Annotated in this window: 15 protein-coding genes; 7 read left to right on the forward strand and 8 right to left on the reverse strand. The window is 64.9% G+C overall.

The annotated features are described in order from the left end of the window. The first annotated feature begins 31 nt into the window (after window positions 1-31). Window positions 32-3,097 (forward strand): FAD-binding and (Fe-S)-binding domain-containing protein, encoded by a 3,066-nt coding sequence (locus tag HAH_RS13525; RefSeq protein ID WP_014041426.1) that lies wholly within the window; start codon window positions 32-34, stop codon window positions 3,095-3,097. Here HAH_RS13525 and HAH_RS13530 read toward each other — a convergent pair. Together HAH_RS13530 and HAH_RS13535 are read right to left on the reverse strand one after the other, a co-directional pair. Beyond that, on the reverse strand, window positions 3,089-3,616 hold the full coding sequence (locus HAH_RS13530) for a hypothetical protein (RefSeq protein ID WP_014041427.1): 528 nt from the start codon (window positions 3,614-3,616) through the stop codon (window positions 3,089-3,091). The two genes, HAH_RS13525 and HAH_RS13530, sit on opposite strands and share 9 nt — an antisense overlap. A gap of 52 nt (window positions 3,617-3,668) precedes the next feature. After that, window positions 3,669-4,865, reverse strand: a complete 1,197-nt coding sequence (locus HAH_RS13535; RefSeq protein ID WP_225306786.1) for an ATP-binding protein — start codon at window positions 4,863-4,865, stop codon at window positions 3,669-3,671. Between the two features lie 223 nt (window positions 4,866-5,088). Between HAH_RS13535 and HAH_RS13540 the strand changes: the two genes are divergently transcribed. Both HAH_RS13540 and HAH_RS13545 read left to right on the forward strand, forming a co-directional pair. Further along, window positions 5,089-5,283, forward strand: a complete 195-nt coding sequence (locus HAH_RS13540; protein WP_004515390.1) for a cold-shock protein — start codon at window positions 5,089-5,091, stop codon at window positions 5,281-5,283. 2 nt (window positions 5,284-5,285) lie between these two features. Continuing rightward, the gene (locus tag HAH_RS13545; protein ID WP_004515391.1) at window positions 5,286-5,480 is read left to right on the forward strand and encodes a cold-shock protein; all 195 of its coding nucleotides are present in this window, start codon (window positions 5,286-5,288) and stop codon (window positions 5,478-5,480) included. 121 nt (window positions 5,481-5,601) lie between these two features. Here HAH_RS13545 and HAH_RS13550 read toward each other — a convergent pair whose 3' ends face one another. The 3 genes from HAH_RS13550 to HAH_RS19995 form a co-directional block, all read right to left on the reverse strand. Continuing rightward, complete coding sequence (locus HAH_RS13550) at window positions 5,602-6,345, reverse strand: DUF429 domain-containing protein (protein ID WP_014041429.1); 744 nt, start codon at window positions 6,343-6,345, stop codon at window positions 5,602-5,604. A gap of 111 nt (window positions 6,346-6,456) precedes the next feature. Further along, window positions 6,457-6,642 (reverse strand): hypothetical protein, encoded by a 186-nt coding sequence (locus tag HAH_RS13555; protein ID WP_005537226.1) that lies wholly within the window; start codon window positions 6,640-6,642, stop codon window positions 6,457-6,459. Window positions 6,643-6,683: 41 nt separating this feature from the next. After that, complete coding sequence (locus HAH_RS19995) at window positions 6,684-6,842, reverse strand: hypothetical protein (RefSeq protein WP_014041430.1); 159 nt, start codon at window positions 6,840-6,842, stop codon at window positions 6,684-6,686. Window positions 6,843-6,916: 74 nt separating this feature from the next. Between HAH_RS19995 and HAH_RS13560 the strand changes: the two genes are divergently transcribed. Together HAH_RS13560 and HAH_RS13565 are read left to right on the forward strand one after the other, a co-directional pair. Further along, entirely contained in the window at window positions 6,917-7,624 is a 708-nt protein-coding gene (locus HAH_RS13560; RefSeq protein ID WP_014041431.1) for a nucleotidyltransferase family protein, read from the forward strand. 80 nt (window positions 7,625-7,704) lie between these two features. Then, on the forward strand, window positions 7,705-8,307 hold the full coding sequence (locus HAH_RS13565) for a DUF4864 domain-containing protein (RefSeq protein WP_014041432.1): 603 nt from the start codon (window positions 7,705-7,707) through the stop codon (window positions 8,305-8,307). On the opposite strand, the gene HAH_RS13570 is transcribed toward HAH_RS13565, so the two are convergent. The 3 genes from HAH_RS13570 to HAH_RS13580 are packed head-to-tail and all read right to left on the reverse strand — an operon-like array spanning window position 8,304 to window position 11,635. After that, complete coding sequence (locus HAH_RS13570; protein WP_014041433.1) at window positions 8,304-9,383, reverse strand: sugar ABC transporter permease; 1,080 nt, start codon at window positions 9,381-9,383, stop codon at window positions 8,304-8,306. The two genes, HAH_RS13565 and HAH_RS13570, sit on opposite strands and share 4 nt — an antisense overlap. Next, window positions 9,383-10,345, reverse strand: a complete 963-nt coding sequence (locus HAH_RS13575; protein WP_014041434.1) for a carbohydrate ABC transporter permease — start codon at window positions 10,343-10,345, stop codon at window positions 9,383-9,385. The genes HAH_RS13570 and HAH_RS13575 overlap by 1 nt, the downstream gene beginning before the upstream one ends. Window positions 10,346-10,354: 9 nt before the next feature. Then, entirely contained in the window at window positions 10,355-11,635 is a 1,281-nt protein-coding gene (locus HAH_RS13580) for an extracellular solute-binding protein (protein WP_174878661.1), read from the reverse strand. Between the two features lie 211 nt (window positions 11,636-11,846). Between HAH_RS13580 and HAH_RS13585 the strand changes: the two genes are divergently transcribed. Together HAH_RS13585 and HAH_RS13590 are read left to right on the forward strand one after the other, a co-directional pair. Continuing rightward, on the forward strand, window positions 11,847-13,946 hold the full coding sequence (locus HAH_RS13585; RefSeq protein ID WP_014041436.1) for an alpha-amylase family glycosyl hydrolase: 2,100 nt from the start codon (window positions 11,847-11,849) through the stop codon (window positions 13,944-13,946). Window positions 13,947-14,048: 102 nt separating this feature from the next. Further along, a complete protein-coding gene (locus HAH_RS13590; RefSeq protein ID WP_014041437.1) occupies window positions 14,049-15,215 on the forward strand; it encodes an ABC transporter ATP-binding protein in 1,167 nt (388 codons plus the stop codon). The last annotated feature ends 110 nt before the right edge of the window (window positions 15,216-15,325 follow it).

Raw genomic sequence — 15,325 nt, forward strand, 5'->3', positions numbered from 1 at the left:
GGTGGCCGGGCGACTGGAAACGAGACACACCATGGCAACCGATTCCGGCACCCGGATAGATCCTTCGGCTGACGAGGTATCGAACTACGACTACCAGAACGACACCGTCGCCCGGTCGGGCCTCGTCGACGACCTGCGAGCGCGCATTGACGGCGAGGTGCGGTTCGACGAGTACTCGCGACAGTTGTACGCGACCGACGCCAGCCTCTACGAGGTGCTGCCTATCGGCGTCGTCTATCCGCGGTCGACCGATGACGTAGCCGCGGTCATGTCCTACTGTGCCCAGCGAGAGATTCCGGTCCTGCCCCGCGGCGGCGGGACGAGCCTCGCCGGCCAGACGGTCAACGAGGCCGTCGTACTGGATTTCTCGCGGTACATGAACGAACTCGTCGAGACTCGGCCGGACGACCGGCGGGCGCGAGCGCAGCCGGGCATCAAGCTCGGCGACCTGAACGGGGAACTGGCCGACCACGGGCTGAAGTTCGCGCCGGACCCCGCGTGGGGCGACAAGAGCGTGCTCGGCGGCGCTATCGGTAACAACTCCACCGGCGCACACTCCCTGCAGTACGGCAAGACCGACGCCTACATCGAGGAGTGCGAGGTCGTCCTCGCGGACGGCACCGTCACGACCTTCGGCGAACTTACCCGTGAGGAACTCCGCGACCGAGCGGCCCCCGACGGTGACCTCGAAGGGCAGATTTACGCCGAAATCGAGCGGATACTCGCCGAGGAAGACGAGGAAATCACGAGCCACTACCCGGACCTGAAGCGCAACGTCTCGGGGTACAACCTCGACTGGGTTCTGGAAGACGCGCAGGACGGGACCGTCAACGTCGCCTCGCTGCTGGCCGGCAGCGAGGGGACCCTCGCCATCGTCACGGAGGCCGAGGTGTCTCTGGAGCCGATTCCCGAGACCAAGTCGATGGCCCTGCTCACCTACGATGGGCTCATCGAGGCGATGGAGGACGTCGCGGACATCCTCGAACACGACCCGGCGGCCGTCGAGGTGCTGGACGACGTGCTCATCGACCTGGCCCGAGACACCGCCGAGTTCGAGGATGTGGTCGGCATGTTGCCCGAGGGGACCCGCACGGTGCTCATCGTGGAGTTCTACGCCGACGACGCGGAGAGCGGCCGGCGGAAGGTCGCCGACCTCCTGGCAGACCGAACGAACGGCGTCGATTCGATCGCTGCCCCAACAGATGGCCGGACCGTCGTCGACGCGCCGGTGCGGGCGTTCGACGCCATGGAGGCCCACGACGAGGCAAAACGCGAGAAGTTCTGGAAGATGCGCAAGTCCGGCCTCCCCATCCTGCTCTCGCGGACGACCGACGAGAAACACGGCTCGTTCATCGAGGACACCGCCATCCCGCCGGCGAATCTCCCGGAGTACGTCGCCGACTTCCAGGAGATTCTCGAAGAACACGACACCTTCGCCTCCTTCTACGCCCACGCCGGCCCCGGCGTGCTCCACATCCGCCCGCTCATCAACACCAAGACAGTCGAGGGCGTCGAGACCATGGAGTCCATCGCCGACGCAGTGACCGACCTCGTGGTGAAGTACGGCGGGAGCGTCTCGGGCGAACACGGCGACGGCCGCGCCCGCACGCAGTGGAACGAGAAGCTCTACGGCGCGGACCTCTGGGAGACGTTCCAGGAACTCAAATCCGCGTTCGATCCCGACTGGCTGCTCAACCCCGGCCAGGTCGTCGGCGTCGACGCGGGCGAAGTCGAGTCCGGCGCGATGCCCGAGCGGGCACGCACGGTCGACATGACCGAGAACCTCCGATTCGACCCGGCCTACGAGTTCGACGCCGGCTTTGACCCCGCGCTGGAGTGGGACAACGACAACGGGATGCAGGGGATGGTCGAACTCTGTCACGGCTGTGGCGGCTGTCGCGGCCCACAGGAGACCACCGGCGGCGTGATGTGCCCGACCTATCGCGCATCCGAGGAGGAGATGACGACGACCCGGGGCCGCGCGAACATGCTCCGGCAGGCCATGAGCGGCGATCTGCCGGACGATCCCACCGACGAGGAGTTCATGCACGAGGTTCTGGACCTCTGTATCGGCTGCAAGGGGTGTGCGAAGGACTGCCCGAGCGAGGTCGACATGGCGAAGCTCAAAGCCGAGGTGACCCACGCCTACCACCAGGAACACGGCTCCAGCTTCCGGGACAGAATCTTCGCCAACGTTGACGCACTGGCAGGTCTGGGCAGCGCCTTTGCGCCGCTGTCAAACCTCGCGACGAAAGTTCCGGGTGCTCGAACCGTGCTGGAGAAAACGGTCGGTATCGCCACGGACCGCACGCTGCCGACCTTCCGGCGCACGACGCTACAGGACTGGTTCGACGACCGCGGTCCGCAAGTCCCGGCGGATGAAGCCGAGCGGCAAGCCCTGCTGTTCCCCGACACGTACACGAACTACAGCCACCCCGAAGTCGGGAAGGCCGCCGTTCGCGTGCTCGAAGCCGCGGGCGTCCACGTCCAGCTAGCCAACCGGACCGACAGCGGGCGACCGGCCCACTCGAAGGGCTTTCTGGACCAGTCTCGGGCGACTGCGCGGGACAACGTCGACGCGCTCGTGCCCGCCATCGAGGAGGGCTGGGACGTGGTGCTGGTCGAACCCTCTGATGCCGTGATGTTCCAGTCGGACTATCTGGACTTGCTCTCTGGCGAGGACGCGGAGACGCTCGCGGCGAACGCCTACGGCGTCTGTGAGTATCTCGACACCTTCCGGCTGGACCAGGGGGCCGACTGGGACGCCCCTGGTGAGACGCTGACCTACCACGGCCACTGCCACCAGAAGGCGACGAAGAAGGACCACCACGCCGTCGGCGTCCTCCGGCGGGCCGGCTATGACGTCGACCCGCTGGACTCGGGCTGCTGTGGCATGGCCGGCTCCTTCGGCTACGAGGCCGAGCACTTCTCGATGAGCAAGGCCATCGGCTCGATCCTGTTCGACCAGATTGGAGAGAGTCGCGGCAACACCGTGGTCGCGCCCGGCGCGTCCTGTCGCACGCAACTGGACGACTGGGACGAAAGCGACGGCGAACCGCCGCATCCGGTGGAGAAGCTCGACGCTGCCTTAGCCTGAGTCAATCTCGTCTGGCTGGCGAACCGCCTGTGCGATACCGACTGTCTGGCCGACCAGCGCAAGCCCGATGCCGGCAAGCAACGCGGTTTCCGCCGGCGGGAACAGCGCACTGGCGTAGACCGCCCCACCGAGAACGCTCAATACTGCTCCGGCCATGTACGCCCGCTGGCCTGCTGGAACGCGCTTGCCAGTGTGGTAGAGACCCACGCCCGGAACGACCATCCATCCCAGTATCGTCGTCGTCAGGAACGGGATCCGAAGCGGAGCGTAGAGCAAGCCGACGATGCCGCCGACGGTCAGGAGGAGGCCGACGAGGAGAATGTCGCGCCAGACCCGGAGGACGCCCGTCTCCATCTCGTCCCACGAAAGGACGGCGAACGCAGCGATGAGGACGGCAGCGACGACGTGAAACACCAGCACCGTCCGGTCAGTGACCACATCGAGATGAGCCAGCCCCACGAGCAGCCACGCGAGCGGGATGAGTACGGTCGGGCCCTGTGCGCGCAAGCGAGGGAACATACGCCTCACTGTGCCTCCCACAATCAAGAAACGTCGGTCGTGCGGACTGGTGTCATGCCCGCGGGAGTTCGACGACGAAGTGCGCGCCGTCTAGGGCGGTGTCGGGGAAGGGCGCGTCGGTTTTGCTGGCGGTGTCGGCGAGGGAGATATCGCCGCCGAAGCTCGTAACGAGTGTCTCGACGAGATGGAGCCCACCGCCGTGCGTGTCGCCCGCCCGCGGGTCGAAAACGCTGTCACGCCGGTCGTCGGGAATCCCCGGTCCGTCGTCGACGACGTGGGTCTCGACATCGTCGTCGGTCTCCCGGATCGCGACAAACACCGATGGCTGATGATATCTGTCTCCCGTCAACTCTGTCGTCTCCGCCCGCTGTGCCTCGCTCGGCAGCGCTGCTCCGTCCGTCGCGGTCCCCTCGGCGGAGAGTTCTGCTGCCGGCGTCCCGTGTTCGATAGCGTTCTCGATGAGGTTCCGGAGAACCGGGCGAGCGGCCTCGTTGGTGTATGCCATTGCGCTGTCCGGGGCTTGAACTTCGATGGTGATGGGATGTGTTTGCTCGATTCGCTGTATCACCGCCTCGGCAATCCCGACGATGTCGGTCGGTTCGAATGCCGGGTCGGAACTGAGGGTCTCAACGACCGCCCCGGCGTTGTCGACCAAGCTATCGAGTTCGGTTACCTGCTCGTGGATCGCGTCCGCTGCCGTTTGAACCGTGTCCGAGTCGGCGTTCCGTCGAATGATCGTCGCGCGGCCATCAATAACGACGAGTCCGTTCGCGATATCGTGTCGAAACAGGTCGTTGACGAACGACAGCGTGTTCGCGGTTCGGGTCGCCCGACTGGCATCCTGACGGGCCCGAACCGCAAGCGTGCCCGCGATGAGTCCCGTGACAGCGCCCGTCTCCATCGCCAACAGGGTGACGAACACCGGTTCGGCGATTGTTCGACCCTCCATCATGCGGATAAAGACGCTCAAACCGATGATAGCCCCGACCGCAGCGCTGCCGACAACGCTCCAGACGAAAACTGTCCATATCTGCTCCCCCGGTGTCGACGACGAGACGAGGCGATAGCTGCCATACACTAGCACCAGCGGCAGTAGCCCGTCGAGGGCCAACGCGAGCGCAGGGCCGCCGACCTGTCCGATACGCTGTGTCTCGATACCGAGGTGCCAGACGATGGCCGCACCTGTGAACGCGAGTCCGAAGCCAGCAAGCAGCCACGGCGCAAGGCGGGCCCGGGCACCACGGTACATAATTATGACTTGTGCTCGAACGGCTAATTCCATTTGGTTAGTGATCCGGTAAGACCGAACGCGACGCCGTGGCGTCTATAGCCAGCCGGGAGAGCCGGCGGCGCATGTGCCATGACAGTATTACACACCCCCTAATCGCCAGACAGCGGTCGGATCTTTCTGTTTCCCACCAGAACATCGTACCGACACTGTTATCCGTGGTGCTGGCATCTCTTTGGTTGCAATGGCGAAAGGAACGGTTGATTTCTTCAACGACACTGGCGGTTACGGTTTCATCGACACTGAGGACGCGGACGAGGACGTCTTCTTCCACATGGAAGACATCGGCGGCCCGGACCTCGAGGAAGGACAGGAGCTCGAATTTGACATCGAGCAGGCGGACAAGGGTCCGCGCGCCAACAACGTCACGAGGCTCTAACAATGGCGGAAGGCACTGTCGACTTCTTCAACGACACTGGTGGTTACGGCTTCATCGAAACCGACGATGCGGACGAAGACGTCTTCTTCCACATGGAAGACGTCGGCGGCCCTGACCTCGAAGAGGGGCAGGAAGTCGAGTTCGACATCGAGCAGGCGGACAAGGGTCCGCGTGCGACCAACCTCACGCGACTGTAAGACGGCTTCTGTCTACAGTCTAGCACTATAATCACTTGTCAGCGGTCGCGGTGTAGCGTACACGGCAGTGTCGCTGGCATGCACATAACCCACGACGAGCGACGGCGCTCGCCGGAACACGTCACGACGTGATCAGTGGCGACGCCGCCCGATAGACGATCTCCATCGGCAGCCCCGCCGCATCTCGCGGCGGCTCGGGCGGCAGCGTGTACAACTCCCTGTCGCCCGGCTGTGCTGTGTACGCGAGGGCGACGGCATCCAGTACATCGTCGACGGCCACTGCCGTGCCACCGGTCGCTTCGGCGGCTTTCTGGACCGTCGGGGCGGCGTCGCGGTCGTAATGTGCGAGAATCCGCATCCGCTCGGCATATCCCCCGGCGGTGCGCTTCGAGTAGCTAAGCGGCTCGCCGCCGAAGGCCCGAAAACAGACCTCTGGGTGGGATTCCCGAATGGCTGCGGCAGCCTCGGGCAGTTCCTGCAAGAGTTCATCGATCCGGGCGAGGCTGTCGCTACGTGCGAACGCCTGCTCAGAGAGTTCCTGTCCGGTCTTGCGCCTGTGGACGCGGTTGGCCGTCGAGTAGCGCTGTTTCCGGGTCGCTTCTCGTACCGGCGGCGTGCGAACTGCCGCGCTCCGCTCGCCGAGCACCGACCGGGCGAGTTCGTCACACCGGCGGTCCGGATCACCGGATTCCACGAGCCCAATCGGCACTCCGACCAGAATCAGCCGAGCGCGCTCCTCGTACGCTGACCAGCATTCGCCGATACTGTCGAACACCGACGCGTGGTCGAACCCGTCGCCGGTGAGCGCCACAGCGACCCAGGACTCGTCGCTCCGGTCGACACCGACGTACAGCGGTTCAGCCATTATCGATACTCGTTCGGATAGGCGCAAAAGTGTATCCCGAGGTGTTCGTTGTCCAACCGGTCCAGCGTCCGAGCTATCGGCCGCGGCGCAGACTGTTCCGGCGGCTGTTCGTTACGACTGCCCGAACTTCGTGAGTTCCTTGAGCGGTACTAGCCGGTGTTCCATCGCTGGCTTCGTGTAGCCGGCCGACTCCTCGGAGACACCGCTTGTGAACACCAGCATCTTCTGTTGGAGGACGTGCGGTACGCCGTCGTTGTCCCGGATGATGTCGACCGAGCGCCACGCTTCGTCTTCCATGCGTCAGAGTCACACACTGCTGCTACCTGTCTCTTTCCCCGTCAGGAGTCCGGCCCGACGAATATTGTCCGGAGCCGCGCACCGCAGTCCGGACAGCACAGCGTCTGCCAGCGGTCGTTGTCGAGGTCACCGAAGGTCGCCCGGCGGACCGCCTCGTCGACGGTGACCGACCGGCCGCAGGTGTCACACTCCTCAGCCATGCGTCAAGGTTGGCGGCCACGGACAGAACCCGCTCGCCCACAGGCATTTAGCCGGCGCAAGCGTGGGGGCGGATATGGACGGCGTCGTACTCGCTGCCGGCGAAGGGACGCGGATGCGACCGCTCACTGCGGACAAGCCGAAGGGACTGGTCGAGGTGGCCGGAAAGCCGCTGCTGACACACTGTTTCGACACGCTGCTGTCAGTCGGCGTCGACCGCCTGGTCGTCGTCATCGGCTACCGCGGTGACGACATCGTGGCACACTACGGAGAGCAGTATCGGGACACGCCGATAGCGTACGTCCGGCAGGACGAACAGTTAGGACTGGCGCACGCGCTCGAACAGGCCCGCACAGCCGTCGACGGGACCTTCGTCGTGCTGAACGGCGACAACGTTTGCCGGGCAAATCTCGACGGGGCCATCGAGCGCCACCGCGAGACCGACGCCAGCGCGACGCTGCTCGTCGAGGACGTGTCGCGGGCCGAAGCCAAGACGACCGGTGTCGTCACGACGGACAACGGGGGACAGGTGACCGGCCTCGTCGAGAAGCCGTCGGACCCGGCGTCGACGCTGGTCACGCGGGGCTTTTTCGTGTTCGAGCCGGCCATCGGCCACGCCTGCGCGCTGACGCGACCTTCCGAGCGGGGCGAGTACGAACTCCCCGACGCAATCGACCTGTTACTGAGCGCCGGCCACCGCGTCGAGGCGGTCGAACTGGAGGGCTGGTGTCACAACGTCAACGAACCGAGCGACGTCGACGCGGTCGAGGAACGGCTCGGCTGACGGCATCGACCGCTGACAGGCGATATGGGCACTGTACACGGCGACGGAACATCGAAGGAGCGTCACCCCAATACAGGGGTATGACAGCCGTTCGGTCGCTGGCGCTCGTCGCACTTGCCGCGGTCGTAGCACTGGCGGGCTGCGGTGCGTTTTTCGGCGGCGGCGACTCGACGGAGTCGAAAGCGACGATAACGCCCGCTGACGTGCCGACAGAGGACGCGAAAGCGGTAGAACCGGCAGCGGGCGGGCGGGAGTACTGGGGCAACGTCTCCGTCGACACCAACAGATCGGCGGTGACACAGCCGCGGGTCCTCGAACTGCGACCGAACTGCGAGCGCCCGCCGGGGCTCGTCGTCCACATCCAGGTGCTCGCACTGCAGAACAACGACCCGGCGACGAACGAGGGCATCAACACGACCTGGCAGTTCGCGTCGCCGTCGAACCGGGGCCTGACGGGGCCGTACTCGAACTTTGTCCGAACCATTCGAAGTGGGTTCGAACCGCTGTTGAACGCGACCGGCGTGCGGTACGGGCCGCTCGACCGCGACGGCGACACCGCGTCACAGCCGGTGACGGTCGTCGATGGGAACGGAACGACGACGAGCTACCAGTGGACGGTCGAAAAGCAGAGTGACGCGCCGTATGAGGGGTGCTGGATGACGGCGGGCGTCGCGCCAGCTTAGCCTTCCATCCCGCTGAAGGAGAGGCCGCCCTCGATGTAGCGCTGCGCGAACAGATAGGCCAGCATAATCGGCGAGGCGAAGGTGAGCGCGAACGCGGAGAAGCGCGCCCACGGGATGGAGTACTCGTCGACCATCGCGTACAGGCCGACCGGCAGCGTGTAGTTCTCCGTCCCCAGCAGCGTCTGGGCGACGACGAACTCTGTCCACCCGGTGAGGAAGACGAAGATGAACACCGTTGCCAGCCCGGCGGTCGACATCGGGATGATGACCTCGGTGACGACCCGCCACGGCGGCGCGCCGTCGACGACGGCGGCCTCCTCGTAGGAGACCGGGATGCCGTCCATGTAGGTCTTCAGCAGCCAGGTGTTGAACGGCACGGCGGTCGCCGCGTAGTACACCGCAAGCGCCAGTTTGCTGTCGTTGATGCCGAACTGGACGTACAGTGCGTACATCCCGATGAGCAGGGCAACGCCGAGACCGCCCCCGACCTGTGTCATCAGGACGTAGAGGAACAGGATCTTCCGGCGGAAGAGGAACTCCCGCCGCGAGAGGGCATAGGCCGCCGGAATGATGAGCGACATCGCGATCAGCACGGTGGGAATCGCCACCATGAGGCTGTTCCAGAGGAAGTGCTTGAACTCCGAGGGGCGGTCGACGCCGTAGTCGGAGGCGTCGAGAATCTCGATCCCCGGCGTCTGGAACACGAAAGCGAGGTCGGTGAACGGAATGGCGGTGGATATCGAGTACGACGGCACGATGAGGTCACCGATGACCCAGATGAACGGTTTGACCGTCGGATTAGTGGGAAACAGCGAGAAGCTCTCGGACGTGTACAGCGAGCTTCCGGAGCCGGAGAGGGCCGCCATCAGAATCCAGTAGATCGGGAAGAGCAGTGCCAGCACGACCAGCGTCGCGCCGATGGTCGAGAGAATGACCTTCAGGACTTCGGACGCGGGCAGTTCGCCCCGACGGACGGCCTGCACAGTGTAGGACCACTTGCGGACCGTCCGTGCGGGCATCGTCGCGAACGTCTTGATGTCGTTGCCGAGCTTTCTGGCGATTGCACCGAGGAGCATTAGTCGTTCACCCCGTCGGCGAGTTTGCCTTTCTTGACGTTGAGCCACATGAACGCGCCGATGAAGGCGAGCGCGATGATGCTGATGGCCGCACCGCGACCGTACTGCTGGAACGACAGCGCCTCACGATAGCCGTAGACGACGATGAGTTCGTTCGCCCGTGCCGGGCCGCCCTGGTTGAACACGAACGGGATGAGGAACTGCTGGAACGAGGCCGCGGAGGTCAGAATAGACGCGAACAGCACGGGCCGTTTGATCGACGGCAGCGTGATATGAGCGAAGCGTGCGAGGAACCCCGCGCCGTCGACGACGGCCGCCTCGTGGAGTTCTTCGGGTACGTCCTGTAGCGCGCTGACGGTGATGATGACCATGAACGGGTACGCCAGCCACGCCTCCGTGACGTTGTACGCGACGAAGGCGGTCCAGCGGCCCGACAGCCACGCGACCGAACTCGCGCCGAACGCGGTCAGTAGCTGGTTCATCAGCCCGAACTCGGCGGAGCTGAAGATGCCGCGCCACACCGTGATGGTGAAAATCGGCGGCAGGCCCATCGGGAAGATGATGAGCGAGCGCAGGACGCGCTTGCCGCGGACGAGTTCACTGGTCACGATAAGCGCGATGGCCAGGCTCGCCCCGATTTTGAGCGTGACGCTCGTAGCGACGAACAGCCAGGTGACGCCGAAGGAGTTCCAGAACTGGCCGTCGGTCAGCACGTCGGCGTAGTTCTCCAGGCCGACGAACAGCGCGTCGCCGAACGTGAGCACGGCGACGACGCCCTCGCCGGCGAACAGGTTGGCCGGCTCTGCGTTCGTAAAGGAGATTCCCAGCAGGTAGAGGACCGGGAACAGCATGAACGCCGAGAAGACGAACAGCCCCGGGAGCACTAGCAGTAACGACGCGTCGTCCCGCGTCAGAAACGGGACCGACTCGATGCGGTCCGCCGCCCGTGAAACCGTACTCATGGGCGTTTCTCACTCCCAGTTGCTTCGGATTTCTTCGGCGGCGGTCGTCAGTGCGTCTTCGGCGCTCGCGTCGCCGTTGAACGCCTCGATGAGCGCGTTCTCCAGTGGCGACCACACCTTGTTCATGCGCGGGTCGGTCGGCATCGGGACCCCCTGGCTGACGGTCTGGGAGTACGTCTGGACGTGGTCGGGGAGTTCGTCGCTGCCGACGAGGCTGTCGAGCACCGGAATCGCGCCCTGCTCCTTAGCGAGTCGCGTGGCGTGGTCTTCGTTGGTGGCGAACCACTCGACGAAGTTCCGGGCGGCCGTGGCGTCGGCTCCGCCCTCGCTCATCGCGTCCGCGAAGTACCACATCGAGATGCCGGTGTACGGCGTCACCTCGCCGCCGTCGATGGCAGGGAACGTCGCCACCTCATAGTTCACGTCGCTCTGGTTCAGCGTCGCCAGATACCATGGCCCGTTGACGGCGAATGCGGCGTTCCCCTCCGAGAACGTCGCGGCCTGCGGTTCGTAGTTCGGGTCGTCGGGCATGTACGGACGGAGGGTGTCGAGGGCGAACTGGAGCCCCTCGATAGCTTCGTCGGCATCCAGCCCGAGCGCCGGGTCCTGCTCCGGGTCGAAGTAGTAGCCACCGAAGGCCTGTATCCACCCGCTCGTGAAGTACGGGTCAAACGGCGCGGCGAGGCCGTACTGGCTGCTGCTCGGGTCGTAGTACTCCTCCATCGCCGACACCATGTCGTCGATGGTCTCGGGCGCTTCGTCGACGATGTCCGCGTTGTAGATGAGCGTCACCGTCTCCGCCGAGTGCGGGAGGCCGACGACGGCGTCGTCGAACTGGACGGCCGAGGCGGCGGCGTCCGTGAACTGGTCGAGGCTCACGGAGAGTTCCTCGGACTGGTCGACGACGAACTCCCGCTGGTAGTAGTCGCCCACCCAGTCGTGTGCCCACTCGAAGATTTCCGGCCCCTGCCCGGCCGGAATCGCGCTCGTGGTCTTCTTTTCCATATTGGAGATGTCCGACCCGTCGACGCCGAACTCCGTCTCGCTCGCGAACGTCTCCATCGCGTCCTCGCGTGCGGGTATCTCCGAGTCCTGAAGCTGGTACCACGCCGTCGCGGTCCCGCCGGACTGTTGACTCCCGCCGCTTGCCCCATCGCCCGATCCGTCGCCGGAAGCCGTTTCCCCCTCTGAGCCGCCACTGCCCTGCTCTTGCACACTACAGCCAGCCAAGGCCGTAGCCGCCCCGACACCGCCGATCCGTTTGAGCACCGTCCGTCGTTCCATTGTCATGGATAGATATGGGATGAAATAGTCCTTCATAACTTAAATCATTCGGAAATAGAAGGAGACAATGATGATAGATTTCGAGAAACGGCGCGAATTCGCCTCGCCGTGTGTCGGTTTCAACAGATCGGATGGAGGAGAATAAACGAAGTAATATCTTTTCTAAATTTCAACCAGAAGCGTAACACTCACAGTACCGACCCTGTACCGTAGGCGTATGCACCATCCAGGCCCGCCACGGTTCGCCACCGTCGGCGAATCGGTCGAACTGGCCCCGCGTCAGCCCGACCCCGGCATGGCTGCCGAGTGGCGGTTAGTCGAGCGGCCAGCGGCGAGTACGGCAGCGCTCGGCGACGGCCCGGTCTGTCACCTCGAACCCGACGTGCCGGGCGTCTACCGAGCGGCGGTAACCGCACCGGACGGCACACACGAGCAAGTCGTCCGGGCGTTCCCGAGCATCACCGAGACGGCCCGGTTCAGCGTCACGGCGGAGGACTTCGACTGCGACGGCGGTACCGACGACCTCACCGTCGCCGACCGCGCCATCGTCATCGGGACGTTCAACGATTTCACGATGGGGACACACTGGGCCGAGCGCGACGGCGACGAATGGGTCATCGAAACCGACCTCCCACCGGGGACCCACCACGCGATCTTCAGTTTCGATGGCTCCTTCGAGTCGACCGCGACAGACGAGGTCACCGTCGAGGGACCGGGTCGCCCCCGGGTCGAACTCACCGGTGAGACGGTGAACGGAGACTTCGTCGTCTCGGCGGACGCCCGCGCGGCCCCGTCGGGGAGCGAACCGGAAGTCGAGTTCTATCTCGACGGCCGCGACGCGCTGGAAGAGTCGGCCGTGACCATCGACGGCGACGAACTCCGGGTGCCACACGAAGCCCTGCCGGAGATGGCCCGCGTTCACGCGGTTGCCGTCGCCGAGCGCCACAGCGTCGCGGACACGCTAGTCGTGGAACGCGACAGTGGAACCGGAAACGCGACCGCAGGCGGCACAGTGCCCGTCACACGGCCGGCCGACCCGCCGGCCTGGGCCGGCGACGCCACCATCTACGAGATATTCGTCCGGTCGTTTGCCGGCGAGACCGTCGACACGACCTTCGAAGCCATCGAGCGGCGGGTCCCCTACATCGAGTCGCTGGGCGTCGATGTGGTGTGGCTCACCCCTATTCAGGCGAGTCCGACCCGGCACGGTTACCATATCACGGACTTCTTCGACACCGCCACAGACCTGGGAACGCGCGACGAATTCGAATCGCTGGTCGACCGGCTCCACGACGCCGGGATTCGGGTCGTCTTCGACCTGGTAATAAACCACAGCTCGCGGGACCATCCGGCCTTCCAGCTCCACCGGGCCGGTGTCCCCGAGTACGCCGACTACTACGAGCGAATCCCGGCGTCACAGGACGTCTCCGATATCGACTGGGCGGGCGAGGACGCGCCGGGCTACTACTTCAACTGGACGCGAATCCCGAACCTCAACTACGACTCGCTCGCGGTGCGGCGCTGGATGCTCGACGTGGTAGACGAGTGGCGCGACGTGGTCGACGGGTTCCGCTGTGACGTTGCCTGGGGCGTGCCACACGGGTTCTGGAAGGAAGTCCGGGAGCGGGTGAAAGCCGACGACCCCGAGTTCCTGCTGCTCGACGAGACGGTCCCACGCGACGCCGCCTTCGCCGAAAACGAGTTCGACGTTCACTACGACACGGACCTGTTCGACACGCTCCGCGACATCGGGACCGGCGAGGAACCAGCGTCGGCGCTGTTCGAGGCGCTCGACGCGACGGCCGAGCACGGCTACCCCGACCGTACCGCCCACATGCGGTACGTCGACAACCACGACGAGGACCGCTATCTCGACGAGTGCGGAGCCGCGTCACTGCGGGCGGCCGTCGGGGCCACGTTCACGCTCCCCGGAACGCCGATGGTTTACGCCGGCCAGGAACGGGGCGTCGAACAACAGCGCGGGACGATGCGCTGGCACGACGGCGACAACGCACTGACCGACTTCCACCGGCGACTGGTGGCGCTGCGAGCGGACCACGGGGCACTGCGCGCGTCCGGGGTACGTCCGGTTCCTCACACCGTCGAATCGGGCGATGCGAACAGCGTCGTCGCGTACGAGCGCACCGACGGCGATGAAACGCTCGTGGTCGTTCTGCACTTCGGCGAGGGGACCGCGACAGTCTCGCCCGAAACCCCGATTGGGGGCACCGACCTTCTCAGTGGCGATCAGGTCGGAAGCGCCGGGACGGTCGAAGTCGGAGACATCGTCGTGGTACCAGCGGGGATCGACAGCTAAGCCGACTGGCCTCGCGGAGGTCCCAGTTCATCTGCGGCGACGCTAGAACTTCTATGAAAAATCCCATCAAACTTATTAGCGATGGGTGTGAGACTCTGTGTAATGGCGAGTCTCGAACTAGACGGTCTCCGGAAGGAGTTCGACGGTGGCTCCATCGTGGCGGTCGACGATGTCGACCTGTCCATCGACGACGGGGAGTTCGTAACGGTGGTCGGCCCGTCGGGGTGTGGGAAATCGACGACGCTACGGATGATTGCCGGGCTTGAGCGGCCGACGAGCGGTCGTATCCGCATCGGCGACGAGGACGTGACGGACGTTCACGCCCGCAAGCGCGACGTGGCGATGGTGTTCCAGAACTACGCGCTGTACCCACACAAGTCCATCCGGCAGAACATGGCCTTCGGCCTCCGGATGAGCACGGACCTCTCGAAGGAAGAACGGCAGGAGCGAGTCACTGAGACGGCGGAGATGATGGGCATCGGGAACCTGCTCGATGACACGCCGGACCAGCTCTCCGGCGGGCAGAAACAGCGGGTCGCGCTCGGGCGCGCCATCGTCCGGGAGCCGGACGTGTTCCTCTTCGACGAGCCACTCAGCAACCTCGATGCGAAGCTCCGGACGACGATGCGGACGGAGATCCAGCGCCTGCAGGAGGAACTCGGCATCACGGCCGTCTACGTCACCCACGACCAGGAAGAAGCAATGACGATGGGCGACCGCATCGTCATCCTCAACGACGGGGAACTCCAGCAGGCCGGTCGGCCGAAGACGGTGTACGAGAACCCGACGAACCAGTTCGTCGGCGGCTTCGTCGGTTCGCCCTCGATGAATTTCCTCGACGTGACCGCGGAGCCACTCGGCAGCGGCATCCGGCTCACTGGTGCTCACGACGACTTCTCCTACGACCTCACGGGCGGCCGTGCCAGTGCCTTCGGCGACATCGAAGGCGGTTCGTACGTGCTGGGTATCCGACCGGAACACGTCTCCGTCAGCGACGGCGGCGACCAGAACGCCGTTCCGGCGACGGTCGACGTGCTCGAGCCCATCGGTAGCGACAACTACCTTTATCTCGATCTGGGCGAATCGAAAACCGGGTTCGAGGGCGACGGTGCGCCGGATTTCATCGCCAGGGTAAGTACTGACGTGGAGCCGGCCATCGGCGACCGCGTGCAGGTGTCGTTCGACGAATCCGCCGTCCACCTGTTCGACCCGGAGACCGGCGAGACGGTTACGGCCGGCGAGGACGCGCCCGTCGCAGCACCGCAGTAGGACGATAGTCAGTGATCCGCGTCCGGGCGTAGTCACTGTTTTCGATCAGTTATAGAGTCCCTACGGCCATCTACTACGTTTGCGAGTGCGCGAGCAGCACGGTCCGTACA

The organism is Haloarcula hispanica ATCC 33960, from assembly GCF_000223905.1.
GTDB classification, from domain to species: Archaea; Halobacteriota; Halobacteria; order Halobacteriales; family Haloarculaceae; genus Haloarcula; species Haloarcula hispanica.